The sequence below is a fragment of the Pseudokineococcus sp. 1T1Z-3 genome (assembly GCF_037482365.1).
In the GTDB taxonomy this organism is placed as follows: Bacteria; Actinomycetota; Actinomycetes; order Actinomycetales; family Quadrisphaeraceae; genus Pseudokineococcus.
On sequence record NZ_JBBHZF010000026.1, the window covers coordinates 488,004 to 503,307 of the forward strand.

Genomic DNA, 15,304 nt, shown 5'->3' on the forward strand with positions numbered 1-15,304 from the left:
ACGTCGAGGCCGGGCAGCACCCGCCGTGCTGAGGCTCATCGTCCGGCGCCTGGCCCTGCTGGTGCCCGTCCTGCTCGGCCTGTCGGTGCTGCTCTTCGTGTGGCTGCGGGCGCTGCCGGGAGACCCGGCGGCCACCCTGCTGGGGCAGCGGGCCACACCCGCGGCCGTCGCCCGGATCACCGAGGCCTACGGCTTCGACCGCCCGCTGCCGGTGCAGTACGTCACCTATCTGGGCAACCTGCTGACCGGTGACCTCGGCACCTCCACCCGCACGGGGGAGCCCGTGGTCGCCAGCTTCTTCCTGCGCTTCCCGGCGACGGTGGAGCTGTCGGTCGCGGCGCTGCTGGTCGCCGTCGTCCTCGGCATCCCGCTGGGCTACCTGGCGGCGCGCCGGCACGGCAGCGCGCTCGACACCCTGCTTGTCGGCGGCTCGTTGCTCGGCACCGTGGTCCCCGTCTTCTTCCTCGCCTACCTGCTCAAGCTCGTCTTCGCCGTCCAGCTCGGATGGCTGCCGACCGCCGGGCGGCAGGACCCGCGGATCGACGCGACCCACGTCACCAACTTCTACGTGCTCGACGGGATCCTCACGGGGGAGTGGGACGCCGCCTGGGACGCCGTCGTGCACCTCGTGCTGCCGGCCGTGGCACTGGGCACCATCCCGCTCGCCATCATCGTGCGGATCACGCGCGCGTCCGTGCTGGAGGTGACCGGCCTGGACTACGTCCGGACCGCCGAGGCCAAGGGGCTCACGCGCTCCCTGGTGCGTCGGCGGCACGTGCTGCGCAACGCGATGCTGCCGGTGCTGACGACCGTCGGCCTGCAGACCGGCCTGCTGCTCTCGGGCGCCGTCCTCACCGAGACGGTCTTCGCCTTCAACGGCATCGGGCAGTACCTCTTCGAGTCCATCTCCGCGCTGGACTACCCGGTGCTGCAGGGCTACATCCTCTTCATCGCGGTCATCTACGCCCTCGTCAACCTCCTCGTCGACCTCTCCTACGGCGTCGTCGACCCGCGGGTGCGGGTCTCGTGAGCAGCGGGATCACGCCGCCGCCCGGGGCGGGCGCGAGCGGGGGCGCCCCGGACGACCGGCTGCAGGACGACCCCCCGGGCACGCCGGCCGAGCTCGCGCTGGAGCCAGAGGGCGAGGACGAGCGCGGCACCAGCCTGTGGCGCGGCGCGTGGCGCCGGCTGCGGCGCGACCCCGGCGCGATCGTCGGCGTCGTCATCGTCGGGCTCTTCGTGCTCGTGGCGCTGCTCGCGCCGGTCATCGCGCCCTACGAGCCCGCCGGGGCGCAGTGGGCGAGCCAGGTGACGCCGTCCTCGGTGCCCGGGCCGAGCGATGACCACCTGCTGGGGCTGGACAGCTTCGGCTCGGACCTCTTCACCCAGCTGGTCTACGGCGCCCGCCAGTCGCTCGTCATCGGCGTCGTCTCCACGGCCATCGGCCTCGTCTTCGGGGCGGCGCTGGGGGTGCTGGCCGGTGCCTTCGGCGGGTGGGTCGACACCGCGGTGATGCGCGTCGTCGACATCCTGCTCTCGATCCCCAGCCTGCTGCTGGCCGTCAGCGTCGCCGCCGTGGTCGGGCCCAGCCCGACGGCCCTGATGATCGCCATCGGCGCCGCCCAGGTGCCGATCTTCGCCCGGCTGCTGCGGGGGTCGATGCTCGGCCAGCGCGGCGCCGACTACGTGCTCGCGGCGTCCTCCCTGGGGCTGCGGCACCGGACGGTCGTGATGAGCCATGTCCTGCCGAACTCCCTCGGCCCCGTGATCGTGCAGGGCACGCTCACGCTGGCGACGGCGATCATCGAGGTCGCCGCGCTGTCCTACCTCGGCCTGGGGGACCCCAACCCCACCGTCGCCGAGTGGGGCCGGATGCTCGTGCGGGCCCAGGACCGGCTGGCCACGGACCCGCACCTGGCGATCTTGCCCGGCGTCTGCATCGCCGTCAGCGCGCTCGGCTTCACGCTCTTCGGCGAGGCCCTGCGCGAGTCCCTCGACCCGAAGCTGCGCCGGTGAGCCCCGCGGGCGGGACTCCCGGCGACCTGCGCGGCGGGGGCGAGAAGGGCCGCGCCGAGGCGCTGCTGGAGGTGCGCGACCTCGGCGTCGAGTTCCGCCGCCGCGGCGCCGAGCCGGTGCGCGCCGTCGACGGCGTGAGCCTGTCGGTGCGCCCGGGCGAGGTCATGGGGCTCGTGGGGGAGTCCGGCAGTGGCAAGTCGGTGACCTCGCTCGCGGTGATGGGGCTGCTGCCGCGGCGGTCGGCGCACGTCACCGGCTCGGTGCGCCTCGCGGGCCAGGAGCTGGTCGGGATGGCGCCGCGACGGCTCGCGGCGCTGCGGGGGGACCAGATGTCGATGGTCTTCCAGGACCCGATGAGCTCGCTGAACCCCGTCGTGCCCGTAGGGGTGCAGGTGACCGAGGTGCTGCGCACGCACACCGGCGCCACCCGGGCGGAGGCGCGGGACGAGGCGGAGGACCTGCTGCGCCGCGTCGGCATCCCCGACCCGCGGCGGCGGCTGAAGGACTACCCGCACCAGCTCTCCGGCGGCATGCGGCAGCGGGCGCTCATCGCCATCGCGCTGGCGTGCAAGCCGCGGCTGCTGGTGGCGGACGAGCCCACGACGGCGCTCGACGTGACCATCCAGGCGCAGGTGCTCGAGCTGCTGCGGGTGCTCGTCGCCGAGTCGGGGACGGCGATGCTGCTCATCACGCACGACCTCGGCGTCGTGGCGGGCCTGTGCGACGACGTCACCGTCATGTACAGCGGGCGCGTCGTCGAGACCGCTCGCCGGCGCGAGCTGTTCGGCGCGCCGGCGCACCGCTACACCGAGGGGCTCCTCGCCTCGGTGCCGCGCCTCGACGGCCCGCGCGGCGAGCCGCTGCGCCCGATCCCCGGCACGCCGCGCGACACGCTGCCGTGGTCGCGGGCGTGCGCCTTCGCCCCGCGGTGCGCGTACGCCGACGTCGCGTGCGCCGACCCGGGCATGGCGCTGCGCGAGCCACCAGAGCTGGGCGGCGGGCACGCCGTCCGGTGCGTGCACCCGGCGCTGCCCGCGGCCGCTGCCACGGCGGGGGCGAGCACGTGAGCGGGGTGGGCGCGAAGGACCGGGACGACGTGGAGAGCAGGAGCGAGATGGGCACGGGCGACGACGTCCTCCTGCGCGTGCGCGGCCTGGAGGTGCACTTCCCCCTCAAGAAGGGGCTGCTGCTGGACCGGACCGTCGGGCACGTGCGGGCGGTCGACGGCGTCGACCTGGACCTGCGGCGCGGGCAGACCTACGGCCTCGTGGGGGAGTCCGGCTGCGGCAAGTCGACGCTCGGACGGGCCCTGCTGCGGCTGGAGGAGCCGACGGCCGGCACCGTCGAGCTCGACGGGCAGGACGTGCTCGCGCTGCGGCCGGCGGCCCTGCGGTCGCTGCGTCGGCGCATGCAGATGGTCTTCCAGGATCCGATGAGCAGCCTCGACCCGCGCCAGAGCGTCGAGAGCCTGCTCACCGAGCCGCTGCGCGCCCACGACGTGCCGGGCGGCCCGCAGGCTTGGCGGGCCCGGGTGCTGGAGCTGCTGGAGGTCGTCGGGCTGCCCGCCAGCGCGGCCGCCCGCTACCCGCACGAGTTCTCCGGCGGGCAGCGCCAGCGCATCGGCATCGCCCGCGCCGTCGCGCTCTCGCCCGACCTCGTGGTCGCCGACGAGCCCGTCAGCGCCCTCGACGTGTCGGTGCAGGCGCAGGTGGTCAACCTCTTGGAGGAGCTGCAGGAGCGGCTGGGCCTGACCTACCTCGTCATCGCCCACGACCTCGCCGTCGTGCGCCACATCAGCGACGTCGTCGGCGTCATGTACCTCGGCGTCGTCGTCGAGCAGGCGCCCAGCGACGAGCTCTACTCCCGCCCGCTGCACCCGTACACCCTCGCGCTGATGTCGGCGATCCCCGTGCCCGACCCGGCGGCCGAGGACGCGCGAGAGCGGATCCTGCTCACAGGTGACCTGCCGAGCCCGGCCGACCCACCACCCGGCTGCCGCTTCCACACCCGCTGCCCGTTCCGGCAGGAGACCCGCTGCTCCGACGAGGTGCCGCGGGCGCGGGAGCTCGCGCCCGGCCACACCGTCGCCTGCCACTGGGCCGAGGACGTCCGGGACGGCCGCATCACCCCCCGCGCCGACGCCTCCGACCCGACCGCCACGCGGGAGGTGGCGACGGGCTCCTGACGCCAGCGGGGCGGGGCCGAGCACCGCTCGCGCCTCTCGTCGGGTCATCGGGTCGCCCTCGACCTGCGCCTGGCCGGCAGGCGCGCCGTCGGGGACCACGTCCATGCTGGCGGCCCTGTGGTTCGACGCGTCGGGAGCCCTCGTCTGCAGGAGCTCGTTGAAGCTGTCGTAGGCGCCGCCGGCTGGCCCTGCGATGTCTCGCCGACGGGTCAACGCCGGCGTCTCAGAATCTTGTCGCACTCATCACCGAACCACCGTGGCCGGCTCTTCAGCCGCGGGGCGATCGTCACGGCGGGGGAGTGGTCACCCGCCCTCACGCTCCCAGCAACCACGCGCGGCCCAACGTGCCGGCATGGAGGCCAGCCGAGGCCGATGACCGGCACGGAGAAGGCACCGCACCGCCCGCGCCCCCTGGAGGCGTCCCGCATGACGCACCTGCGCGGGACCTTCATCCGAACAGGGCTGTCGGGACGCCGACACCGAGGCGCTGCCTCGGCGCGGTCCTGACCTGCGGCGTCACCGGTAGGGGGTCGGCTGCTGGGACGATTGCTGGCCCATCAGTCTTGCCGATCGAGCTGGGGTCACCGGATTTGATCAGAGCGGTCGCTGTGGTGCTGTGGCATGGGCGAGTCGCCGTGCACGGCCTGTTCGCGAGGTGCACCCTTGACGTGTGAGGCTCAAGCAAGACGCCCGGGCTCTGAAGAAGAAGTCACTGTCTTCGATGCGAGCCGCGATGACGGCCTTCAACAGTCCGCACGACGACGGCAGGGTCACCGACGTCCTGCTGCGGCTTCAGCACGCTTTCGCCGGCCGCACCAACGATCCCCTGCTCCCCACCCGCACCGGCAGGGCCATGGACCGCCACGCCGTCTGGCGACTCCTGCGCCGCCTCGCTGCCAACGCCGTCCCCGACAAGGCCGGCTCCCTGCACCCCCACGACCTGCGGCACGCCTTCGTCACCCTCGCCCTGGACACCGGCGCCAGCCTCCGCGACGTCCAAGACGCCGCCGGCCACGCCAACCCCCGCACCGCCCGCCACAACCTCGACCGACACCCCACTTACGCCCTCGCCGGACTCCTGCCGTGAGGTGGGTCGAGGTGCTCGCATCGAGCCTCCGATGTGTCTACCCGACCGCGTGGGTCACCCCTAGGGGCCGCTTTCAGGCCCACCCCCACATCTGCACGGCAGCAACGGCTCCAGCACCGCCCAAGTCGCGTCGTCGATCTCAGCTGTGCGAGTCACCCGGCCAGCGTGGGCGGGACCTACCCCGGCGGTAGAAGGACACGCTCTAGCCTATATGGGTGACTGCGAGACGACGAAGTCCCAAGCCGCTTGACAGATTGACAGCCCTGGCTCACCCTGGCGCAATGACCCACAACCGGCGAAGCATCTCCGTGGCTTTTGCTGGCGCGGCGCTGCTCATCAGTTCTAGCGCAACAGGCGCGCAGGCCGCGACCGATGTTACCACCATTATTGTGCCTGCAGCGACGGACACGGCGGATTTAACACCCGTTGATCTACGAGACCTGACTACTCTGGCCAATCAGACAGACACTCCCCTGAGTGACATCGTTGAAGAGTACGGGCCAAATCACGACTTCAGCGTCGCTGTGGACACGATCGCAGAAAGATACCCGGACCAGTTCGCTGCGTCAGTATACGCGAATGGGCCCGGCGAGGTGTCGTCCGTCTCCTTCGTCGGAGCAGTTCCGCCGCCAGTCATCGACATGCTTGCCGGCTTGGCTGTTGATGTGAGGTTGGAGGGCGGCTACGCCTTGAGTGCCGTCGCCGCCGAAGAGGTCGCGGATGCCGCCGTGACAACACTACGGCGAGAGAGTAACAACACTGACTTTATCGCCGCTGGCAGTGCCGATCCTCGTACAGGGGTGGTCGACGTTAAGACGTCGGTTGTTATGCCGAGTGGAGCGCTTGCTCTCGCCGCCGAGAGCGCTCAGGACGTTGTCGACGCCGAGGGCCTGTCAGTCGAGGTGGACCTCGCCGCGCAGGTTGACGAGGACCTGTTCTTCGAGACCGAGTAACTTTCTGGCGGTACGGCACTCGGCCTCGGCGGCATCCCTAACGCCCCCCTTGCGTGTACGGCGGCCTTCGGGGTGTATAACGTGCGCGGCGGCAACGGGCTCATGACTGCTGGGCACTGCCGGAACCCCTTGAACTACGAGAACCGGTTGAACATGGAGTTCCTTGGGGATGCACTGCTGGGTAGCAACACGGATGCGCAGTGGCACAGGTCGCCTCAGGAGGGCCCCTCCAACAACATCATTTCGGATCGCTCGTCGAACGGCCAACTATTTACTAGGCGCATCCTCAGCACGGGCAACGCTCGCGTGGGCGACCTAGCATGCAAGTATGGCACTATTACTGGTGGGGGCTGCGCCTTCGTAGCCCAGGTGGGGGAGTCGAGGTCGGACGGTCGCTACACCTACTCTGGTCTTACTCTTATGGATCGTTCCATCACGGCGAACGGAGACAGCGGCGGCCCGTGGTTCGAGAACTCTCGGGCGCTAGGAGTTCACACTGGAGCGACTGTAAACGACGAGGGTCAAACCGTTAGCTTTTTTACGTCTCTCGGTCGCATCTACCGGACTACCGATCTGCGGGTGATCACGTCGTGAGAAGACGTGTGTAACTCAGGACCCAGAGCCTTACCGGCGCAGATGTAGCAGGCCGTAGGTGCTTCTACGCCGGACCGTAGAGTTGCCCGTGCCCAAGGACCCGTACGCGGGCCAGTCGCCTGCGGTGGTCGTCGACGAGTGCAGGGCCGGTGGGTCACCATTACCGCCACGGGCGCCGTCGTCGGCGACGGGGCCGTCGTCAGGGGTGGTCCAGGCGGCGGTTTTCTAGAACTTGCGGGGGGACGCCCACGCCCGGGTAGTTCGGGTCGTCGTCGGCGTTTTGGCGGAATGCTGCATCTGGTGGGCTCGACGAGGACTGCATGGCGGTGGCCAGCCAGCCGAGCACGACGCCAGAGGCGCCGGCTCGACGGCTCGCTCAGCGGTCTGGGGTCGACGCCAGGGACGAGGCGGTCGCCGGCGTGGTCGTGCACTGGTTGATGACGGTGGCGGCGGCGTGCAGCCAGGCTCGTTGGCTGGGGCGGCTGAGGGTTTCGTGGTCGATGCGTCCGCCGGCGGCTAGGTGTACTGCCCAGGGACGCTGGTCGCGTGGGTGCGACGTGAGCGCCTGAGCGCGTCGTGACGAGGGTGAGGACTTCCCGGTGTGGAGTGGGACTGCTGAAGGTTCCGCACCACGACGAGGAGGTCCTGGCGGCCGGGGAGCGGCGGCGAAGCCGTCGGGGGCTGTGCGTCTACCGGAGACGGTGCACCGAGCCGACGACGCCCACTTCCTGCTCGTCGAGGTGGATGACGACGACCTCCAGCTCGTCGACGTCCTGCAGCTCCTCAGGTAGGGGCACCGTCGACGACGTCGGCGCCCGGTCGGCAGTGCAGGCGCCGTCGGTCCCACCGTCGTACTCGGCCCACACCAGCAGCCGTCGTGGTTCCTCGAAGCGCGAGCCCGTGACGACCTGCGGGCAGCTGCTGCTGCCCCACAGCTGCACCCGCACGGCGGTCCGCCGCCGTTCGACCGTCGTCTCGGTCGTCAGCACCTCCTGCACGGCGGTCTGCGTCGGCCCAGGCCGACCGGTCACGGCTGGCTGCGGCGGTGGCTCGCTACGGGTAGGGACCGAGGCATCCCACGTCGGCCGGGGATGACCCGGGTCCGCGCCCGGGTCGTGCCCGCAGCCCGCGGCCATGAGCGTGAGGGCGGCGGTGAAGCCGACCACGGCTGGTAGCAGGCGGCGACGCATGCCCGTACGACGGCAGCTGGCGTGGTCGAGGTTCCCGCCTCTACGAGGCATCCCAGATCAGCGATCCCTTGTGGGCCCGCGACGGCCGGCTTCTGGGAGTCGGCGGCGTCGGAGGAGAGGCGGCCGTCGGTCGTCCTGACCGGCTGCACTCGATCGGTGGCCGTCGGTGGCATCGGGGGAGCATCGCGGTGTGGAACTCAGCGTGAGTCTGACGGAGGACGACGTCGCCACCCTCGACGAGTACGTCTGCATGGCAGGACTGCCCTCGCGGTCCGCGGCCGTGCAGCAGGCGGTGCGCCGGCTCCGGCACCAAGGACTGCAGCAGGCCTATGCCGAGGCGTACGCCGAGTGGGACATCTCCGGTGAGCGGGCCTGGTGGGAGACGACCACCGGAGACGGCCTCGACGATGCTGCGCGGTGAGATCCGGCTGGTCGACCTCGACCCAGCATCGGGCCTCGGGTGGGCGTTCTCGCTGTCCGCCGTCGGCAGCGTGGCAGGTGCCTGGACCGGTTACGGCCTCGACGCGGCCGAGGACCCGACGGGCGCGCTGGTCGCCACCACGGCCGTCGTCGCCGGGACGGCGCTGTGGGCGGTGTCGAGGGGGCGCCGCCAGGAGGTCGGTCGTCATCGGGAGACCTCCGACCGGGCGACCACCAGCCGGGTGATCCGTCGCCCGGTCCCCACGGGTCCGCGCCCGGCCGAGCGGGCGCGGTGTCGGGGGGCGCGTCCATGCTGGCCGCCATGTGGTTCGACGCGTGGGGAGACCTCGTCCGGGTGCTGCTGGTCGGCACGGCCGCGTACGCGGCACTGGTGGCGCTGCTGCGGGTCTCGGGCAAGCGGACGCTCGCCAAGCTCAACGCCTTCGACCTCGTCGTCACCGTGGCGCTGGGCTCGACGCTGGCGACCATCCTGCTCAGCGCCGACGTCGCCTGGACCGAGGGGGTCCTCGCCCTCGTGCTGCTCGTCGCGCTGCAGCTGGTCGTCGCGTGGACGACGACGCGGCTGCCCGGCACGCGGTGGGCGGTCACCTCCTCGCCCTCGCTGCTGCTCGAGCACGGGCAGGTGCGGCAGGCAGCCCTGCACCGCCACCGCATCTCGCCGGCCGAGCTGCGTCAGGCCGTGCGCGCCAGCGGCCTGGGCAGCCTCGCCGAGGTCGGCGCCGTGGTGCTCGAGAGCGACGGCACGCTCAGCGTGGTGCCGCTCGACGCCGTCGGCGACGGCTCCGCGCTCACCGACGTCGGGCGGTGAGCGCAGCGCCGGTGGTCCGTCCTCGTCTCGCGAGCTGCTCCTCGCCCGTCGGAGCACCGGCCAGCTCGGCGACGACGTCCAGGTGCCCCGACCTCGTCGAGGTCGTGCGCCGCCACGACCCGCCGTCGTCCTGCCCTGGGTCGCGAGGGGGTCGAGGAGCTGCCCCGGCGGTCCGGTCGCCGACGTCCCAGCGCCCGCCCGGCTGGTCCACCCACGGGTCGCCGACGTCAGTGGTCGTCGACGGGTACGGCGTCCTTGAGGTGGACCGGCACCTCGGGCTGGCTGCCGATCCACCGGCGGTGCTCGGGGTGCAGCTCGGCGAGCCGCTCGAGAGTGGCCGTGGTGACCGAGCTGCTCGTGGCGAGCGCCGCGGCGACATGGGTGTCGCCGGAGAGGACGAGGAGGTCGACGACCTCGTCGTCGAGATGGTCCTCATCCGCGAGCCTCTGCTTCTCGGCGGGCGGGCCGGACCGCGCGACGGTGGGCGGGTCCACGGTCGGCGGGAGCGGGCCGCCCCGGAAGAAGGCGACGACCCGCCCGGGCTCGCCGTGGTCGCCGCCGTGCTGCCCGCCGGTCGTCGTGCCGTCAGCATCGCGTGCCAGGTGCCCACCACGACACTCGTCCGGTGCACCGACGTCATCTGAGGGGACTCGCGACCGGGGCTGTCGGGAGGCGCCCGTACGCTCGTCCGGTGCACCCTGCCAGCGCCCGACCCGACCCCGCGGGGCCGCCCGCCAGCGGCCCGGCGCCGCGGAAGGGCAGCGAGGGCTGGAACCTCGGCAGCATCGCCGGCGTGCCGGTGGTGCTGGCCCGCTCGTGGGTCGTCATCGCCGTGGTCATCACGCTGCTCTTCGCGCCGACGGTGGCGCGGACCGCGCCCGAGCTCGGCGGCCCGGGCGCCGTCGTCGTCGCCCTGTCCTACGCGCTCGTGCTGGCCCTCTCGGTGCTCGTGCACGAGGTCGCCCACGCCCTGACGGCCCGCGCCGTCGGGCTCCCGCCGACCCGCATCGTCCTGACGCTCTGGGGCGGCCACACCACCTTCGCCTCCGAGGCCAGCACGCCCGGGCGCAGCTTCGTCATCTCGGCCGTCGGGCCGGCGTCCAACGCGGTGCTCGCCGGGCTCGGTGCGCTGCTGGTGCTGCTCGTCCCCTTCGGCGGGCTGGCCTGGCTGCTGCTCACGGCGCTCACCCTCGCCAACCTCTTCGTCGCCGTCTTCAACCTGCTGCCGGGCCTGCCGCTGGACGGCGGCCGGATGCTCGAGGCCGGCGTCTGGAAGGCCACGGGGGACCGGCTGCGCGCCACGGTCGTCGCCGCGCAGGCCGGGCGCGTCCTCGCCGTGCTGGCGGTGCTGGTGCTGCTCGGCGTGCCCGTGCTGCGCGGCGGCTCGCCGTCCCTGCTCTTCGTCGCCTGGGCCGCGCTCGTCGCCGGGACCTTGTGGACGGGCGCCAGCGCCGTGCTCAAGGACGCCCGGCTGCGCACCCGGGTCGCCGCGCTGCGGGCCGAGGAGCTGCTCGTGCGTGCCGTCGGCGTGCCGGCCGACGTCGTCGTCGCGCACGTGGCGCGGTCCGCGGACGCCGCCGGCGCCCAGGAGGTCGTGCTGCTCGCCCCGGACGGCCGCCCCGTCGCCCTCGTCGACCGGGACGCCGTGACCCGGGTGCCGCAGGAGCGGTGGCCGTGGGTGCAGGCCTCCTCCGTCGCCCGCCCGCTGCGCGGTGCGCCGCTGCGCCGGGACGCCGCCGGGCAGGAGCTCGTGCACGGCCTCGCCGCCGCTGGCGGGCACCCCGAGGCCGTCACGGGCGCCGAGGTCGCGGCCGTCGTCGACGGCGCCGGGCACGTCGTCGGGGTCCTGCGGGGGTCGGACGTCGTCGCGGCCGCCAGGGCTCGCCCGTGAGCGCGCCGACCGGCGCCGCGCTGCGCCGTGGGCCCCTGCGCGAGGGCGAGCGGGTCCAGCTCACCGACCCTCGCGGGCGGCTGCACACCATCACCCTGCGCGCGGGCGGGCAGTTCCACACCCACCGCGGCGTCCTGGCCCACGACGACCTGCTCGGCGGGCCCGAGGGCGTCGTCGTCACGAGCACCTCCGGCGTCGAGCACCTCGCCCTGCGACCGCTGCTGGCCGACCACGTGCTCTCCATGCCCCGCGGGGCCGCGGTCGTCTACCCCAAGGACGCCGGGCAGGTCGTCGCGATGGCCGACGTCTTCCCCGGCGCCCGCGTCGTCGAGGCCGGCGTCGGCTCCGGGGCGCTGAGCATGTCGCTGCTGCGGGCCGTCGGCGACGACGGCTGCCTGCACTCGGTCGAGCGGCGCGCCGACTTCGCCGAGATCGCCGTCGCCAACGTCGAGGGCTTCTTCGGCGGGCCGCACCCGGCCTGGCGCGTGAGCGTCGGCGACCTCGTCGACGTCCTGCCCGCGGCGGAGGAGCCCGGCAGCGTCGACCGCGTCGTCCTCGACATGCTCGCGCCGTGGGAGTGCCTGGACGCCGCCGCCACGGCGCTCGTGCCCGGCGGTGTGCTCATCGCCTACGTCGCCACCGCCACCCAGCTCTCCCGGATGGCCGAGGACCTGCGCGCCGACGGCCGCTGGACCGAGCCGTCGGCCTGGGAGTCGATGGTGCGCGGCTGGCACCTGGAGGGCCTGGCGGTCCGCCCTCAGCACCGCATGGTCGGCCACACCGGCTTCCTGCTGACGACGCGGCGGATGGCCGAGGGCGTCGCCGCGCCGCAGCGCCGCCGGCGGCCGGCCAAGGGCAGCTCGGTCGCCACCCCGGAGGCAACCCGCACGGGCGAGGACGCGCCCGCGGGGGACGAGCCGGTCGGCGGCAGCGCCTGGGCCGACGAGCAGGACTGGTCGCCCGAGGCGGTGGGGGAGCGCGCCGTCTCCCCCCGCAAGGTCCGCCGGGTCCGCCGCGACCTGGCGGCCCAGCGGCCCGGGCGGGCCGAGGTGGGCGACGTCGCGGCCGAGGACGGCGACCCGGACCCCGCCGACGGCGGCTAGAAGTCTGCGGGCGCCGCGGCCCTCGCCCCCGGGGCTGGCCCTACGCTGTGCCTAGGACGACCCGCCCCATGACGGCGGCCCGTCCTCCCCACCGACCGAGGAGCCTGTTGGACGACAGACCCGTGGCCCGCCCGAGCGACCTCGGCGCGGGCCCATCGCGCAGTGGACCGATCTGGCCCGAGGGGGCTCCGTGGAGGTCCTGACCGCCCTTCTCACGCTGCTCCTCGGCGTCGTGGTCATCGGCGTCATCATCGCCGCCAACGGCTTCTTCGTGGCGCAGGAGTTCGCCTACATGTCGGTGGACCGCTCGGTCCTCGGCGCGAAGGCCGACGCCGGCGACGACAAGGCCCGCCACGCGCTCGCGGTGACCAAGCGCACGTCCTTCATGCTCTCGGGCGCCCAGCTGGGCATCACCGTCACGGGCCTGCTCGTCGGCTACGTCGCCGAGCCGCTCGTCGGTAGCGCCCTCGGCACGCTGCTCGGGGGGGTCGGTGTCCCGGCGGCGGTGAGCATCGGTGTCGGCACGGTGCTGGCGCTCGCCGTCTCCACCGTCGTGCAGATGATCTTCGGCGAGCTGTTCCCCAAGAACCTCGCCATCGCCAACCCGACGCCGCTGGCGCGCACGCTGGCCCGGCCGACGCGCATCTACCTCGTCGCCTTCGGGTGGCTCATCACCGTGTTCGACCGGGCTGCGGCCGGGCTGCTGAGGCTGCTCAAGATCGAGCCGGTCGAGGACCTCGACGACAGCGCGACCGCCGCCGACCTGGAGCGCATCGTCGCGGACTCCAAGGAGAGCGGGGACCTCTCGGCCGAGCTGTCCGTCGTCCTGGACCGCATCCTCGACTTCCCCCAGCGCGACGTCGAGCACGCGATGGTCTCGCGCTCGCGCGTGGACGTCGTCCGCCCGACGACGACCGTCGACGAGGTCCGCAGCCTCATGGCCACCGCGCACACCCGCTACCCCGTCGTCGACGACCGGGAGCAGCCCGTCGGCGTCGTCCACCTCGTCGACGTGCTCGGCGCGCAGTGCCCGGGGCAGTCCCCGGTCACCGAGATCATGCGGGCGCCCGTCGTGCTGCCGACGCTCATGTCGCTGCCGGACGCGCTGACCCAGCTGTCACGCTCGCACGACCAGCTGGCCTGCGTCATCGACGAGTACGGCGGCTTCACCGGCGTGCTCACCACCGAGGACCTGGCCGAGGAGGTCGTCGGGGAGATCCACGACGAGCACGACGAGGGTGGTCGTGACCCGGAGGAGGTCACCGCCGAGGGCGACGGCGTCTGGCTCGTCGGGGGCGAGGCGCACGTGGACGAGGCCGAGCGGGCCCTGGAGCACGAGCTGCCACGCGGGGACTTCGAGACCGTCGCCGGCCTCGTCATCTCCTCCCACGGCGCGCTGCCGGCCGTGGGTGACGTCGTCGTCGTCACGCTGCCCCAGGACCCGGGCGACCTGCTCGAGGACGAGCCCGTGCGGCGGCTCGTCAACGCCGAGGTCCTCGAGGTCGAGCGGCACGTGCCGAGCCTGCTGAGGCTGTGCGTCGTCGAGGAGCGCGGCGAGGTGCTGGCCGAGCACGAGGCCGCGGAGCACCGTGAGCAGGAGGAGGCCCGTGCCCGTCAGCGCGAGGAGGTCGAGGAGGCCGAGCAGCGCGACGCCGCCCGCCGGGAGCGCCGGATGACCGCGGACAGCGCGGCCTCGGCGGAGGGGGAGCGATGAACCCGGCTGTCGTCGTGGCCACCACGGTCGGGCTGGTCCTCGCGAGCGCCTTCTTCGTCGTCGTGGAGTTCGCGCTCCTCGGCTCCCGCCGGCACCGGCTTGAGGAGGCCGCGGGCACGAGCCGCTCGGCGCGGGCGGCGCTGCGAGGGGTCAACGAGCTGACGGTCATGCTCGCCGGTGCCCAGCTGGGCATCACGGCCTGCACCTTCGCGCTGGGCGCCGTCACGAAGCCGGCCGTCGACGCATGGTTCTCGGACCTGCTCGGGCTCACGGGCATGCCGGGCTTCGTCTCCGGGGCCCTCGCCTTCGGTCTGTCCCTGGTGCTCGTGACCTTCTTGCACCTCGTCGTCGGCGAGATGGCGCCGAAGTCGTGGGCCATCGCCCACCCGGAGCGCTCGGCGACGATCATCGGGCTGCCCTCGCGCATCGTCGTGTGGCCCTTCCGGCCGTTGCTGGGCTGGGTCAACCAGGTCGCCAACCGGCTCGTCGCCGCGACCGGGGTCGAGCCCGTGGAGCGGGCGGCCGTGGGCGGTCGCGACGCCGCGACGATCCGCCACCTCGTGGAGCACTCGGCGCAGGTAGGCACGCTCGAGGCGGCGTTCCGGGAGCAGATCGCCACCGCCATCGACCTGCAGACCCTGACGGCGGGGGCCCTCGCCGAGGGGCGCAAGCCCCCGACCGCCGTCGGCGCCTCGGCCACCGTGGGCGAGGTGCACGCCGCGGCGCTGCGCTCGGGCCACCTGCGGGTGCTCGTCGGTCGCGGGCCCACAGGTGCCGAGCACCCCCGCGAGGTGGTGCACGTGCGCGACACGCTGCTGGAGCCGCCGGAGCGGCCGGCGCGAGAGCTGGCCCGCGAGGCGCTCACCGTGCCGGCCGACCTCCCGGTCCACGAGGCGCTGACCCGGATGCGGGGGGCCAGCGAGCAGCTGGCGCTCGTCGTCGGGCCGGACGACGTGCCCGTCGGCGTCATCACGGTCTCCGACGTCCTGGCCCGGGTCCTGCCCGGGGCCGAGGACGTCGTCGTCACGCCGGGCGCGCCGGCCTGACGGGCGGGCGCTGGTGTCTCCAGGCGCCTCACGGCACCGACTGGGGACGTCGTCGCTCGGGGTGTGCTGCTCATCCCGGGCGCCCGCGTCCCCGTCGCCTCCATTGCACCGATCGGGGGCGCGTGCGCCCGGCCGCGGCAGCCCGGAGGACGTCGACGCGTCGTCACCCGTTGGCCCAACCGGCGATGCAGGCGCCCGGAGGTGCGGGGCGCCGGACCTGGGAGCCGGTGCGCGGGTTACTGTCGCCGCTCGACGAGGTGCCCGCGCGGCCCCGGC

Annotated in this window: 14 protein-coding genes; 12 read left to right on the forward strand and 2 right to left on the reverse strand. The window is 73.4% G+C overall.

Going from position 1 to position 15,304, the window contains the following annotated elements; translation table 11 throughout:
* Positions 1–25 precede the first annotated feature (25 nt).
* The 6 genes from WDV86_RS14350 (at position 26) to WDV86_RS14375 (ending at position 6,241) form a co-directional block, all read left to right on the forward strand.
* Entirely contained in the window at positions 26–1,030 is a 1,005-nt protein-coding gene (locus tag WDV86_RS14350; RefSeq protein WP_339568315.1) for an ABC transporter permease, read from the forward strand.
* Positions 1,027–2,016 carry an ABC transporter permease gene (locus tag WDV86_RS14355; protein WP_339568316.1) on the forward strand — a complete coding sequence of 330 codons (990 nt, stop codon included), beginning with the start codon at positions 1,027–1,029 and terminating at the stop codon, positions 2,014–2,016. Before WDV86_RS14350 ends, WDV86_RS14355 begins: the two co-directional genes overlap by 4 nt.
* A gap of 62 nt (positions 2,017–2,078) precedes the next feature.
* A complete protein-coding gene (locus WDV86_RS14360; RefSeq protein WP_445263105.1) occupies positions 2,079–3,083 on the forward strand; it encodes an ABC transporter ATP-binding protein in 1,005 nt (334 codons plus the stop codon).
* 47 nt (positions 3,084–3,130) lie between these two features.
* Complete coding sequence (locus tag WDV86_RS14365; RefSeq protein ID WP_445263106.1) at positions 3,131–4,201, forward strand: ABC transporter ATP-binding protein; 1,071 nt, start codon at positions 3,131–3,133, stop codon at positions 4,199–4,201.
* A gap of 670 nt (positions 4,202–4,871) precedes the next feature.
* On the forward strand, positions 4,872–5,288 hold the full coding sequence (locus WDV86_RS14370; RefSeq protein ID WP_339568319.1) for a tyrosine-type recombinase/integrase: 417 nt from the start codon (positions 4,872–4,874) through the stop codon (positions 5,286–5,288).
* 281 nt (positions 5,289–5,569) lie between these two features.
* The gene (locus tag WDV86_RS14375) at positions 5,570–6,241 is read left to right on the forward strand and encodes a hypothetical protein (protein ID WP_339568320.1); all 672 of its coding nucleotides are present in this window, start codon (positions 5,570–5,572) and stop codon (positions 6,239–6,241) included.
* 1,283 nt (positions 6,242–7,524) lie between these two features.
* Here the strand turns inward: WDV86_RS14375 and WDV86_RS14380 are convergent.
* Positions 7,525–7,866: a hypothetical protein gene (locus WDV86_RS14380; RefSeq protein ID WP_339568321.1), complete on the reverse strand. Its 342-nt coding sequence runs from the start codon at positions 7,864–7,866 to the stop codon at positions 7,525–7,527.
* Positions 7,867–8,227: 361 nt separating this feature from the next.
* Here WDV86_RS14380 and WDV86_RS14385 point away from each other — a divergent pair, with 361 nt between their 5' ends.
* Together WDV86_RS14385 and WDV86_RS14390 are read left to right on the forward strand one after the other, a co-directional pair.
* Positions 8,228–8,446 carry a ribbon-helix-helix protein, CopG family gene (locus WDV86_RS14385; RefSeq protein WP_339568322.1) on the forward strand — a complete coding sequence of 73 codons (219 nt, stop codon included), beginning with the start codon at positions 8,228–8,230 and terminating at the stop codon, positions 8,444–8,446.
* A 321-nt stretch (positions 8,447–8,767) separates the two neighbouring features.
* Positions 8,768–9,274 carry a DUF421 domain-containing protein gene (locus WDV86_RS14390; protein ID WP_339568323.1) on the forward strand — a complete coding sequence of 169 codons (507 nt, stop codon included), beginning with the start codon at positions 8,768–8,770 and terminating at the stop codon, positions 9,272–9,274.
* A 227-nt stretch (positions 9,275–9,501) separates the two neighbouring features.
* Here WDV86_RS14390 and WDV86_RS14395 read toward each other — a convergent pair whose 3' ends face one another.
* Positions 9,502–9,768 (reverse strand): hypothetical protein, encoded by a 267-nt coding sequence (locus tag WDV86_RS14395; RefSeq protein ID WP_339568324.1) that lies wholly within the window; start codon positions 9,766–9,768, stop codon positions 9,502–9,504.
* A 197-nt stretch (positions 9,769–9,965) separates the two neighbouring features.
* Between WDV86_RS14395 and WDV86_RS14400 the strand changes: the two genes are divergently transcribed.
* The 4 genes from WDV86_RS14400 (at position 9,966) to WDV86_RS14415 (ending at position 15,028) form a co-directional block, all read left to right on the forward strand.
* On the forward strand, positions 9,966–11,165 hold the full coding sequence (locus WDV86_RS14400; RefSeq protein ID WP_339568325.1) for a site-2 protease family protein: 1,200 nt from the start codon (positions 9,966–9,968) through the stop codon (positions 11,163–11,165).
* Positions 11,162–12,268: a tRNA (adenine-N1)-methyltransferase gene (locus WDV86_RS14405; protein WP_339568326.1), complete on the forward strand. Its 1,107-nt coding sequence runs from the start codon at positions 11,162–11,164 to the stop codon at positions 12,266–12,268. Before WDV86_RS14400 ends, WDV86_RS14405 begins: the two co-directional genes overlap by 4 nt.
* Before the next feature lie 199 nt (positions 12,269–12,467).
* The gene (locus WDV86_RS14410) at positions 12,468–13,982 is read left to right on the forward strand and encodes a hemolysin family protein (protein ID WP_445263107.1); all 1,515 of its coding nucleotides are present in this window, start codon (positions 12,468–12,470) and stop codon (positions 13,980–13,982) included.
* A complete protein-coding gene (locus tag WDV86_RS14415) occupies positions 13,979–15,028 on the forward strand; it encodes a CNNM domain-containing protein (RefSeq protein WP_339568328.1) in 1,050 nt (349 codons plus the stop codon). The genes WDV86_RS14410 and WDV86_RS14415 overlap by 4 nt, the downstream gene beginning before the upstream one ends.
* The last annotated feature ends 276 nt before the right edge of the window (positions 15,029–15,304 follow it).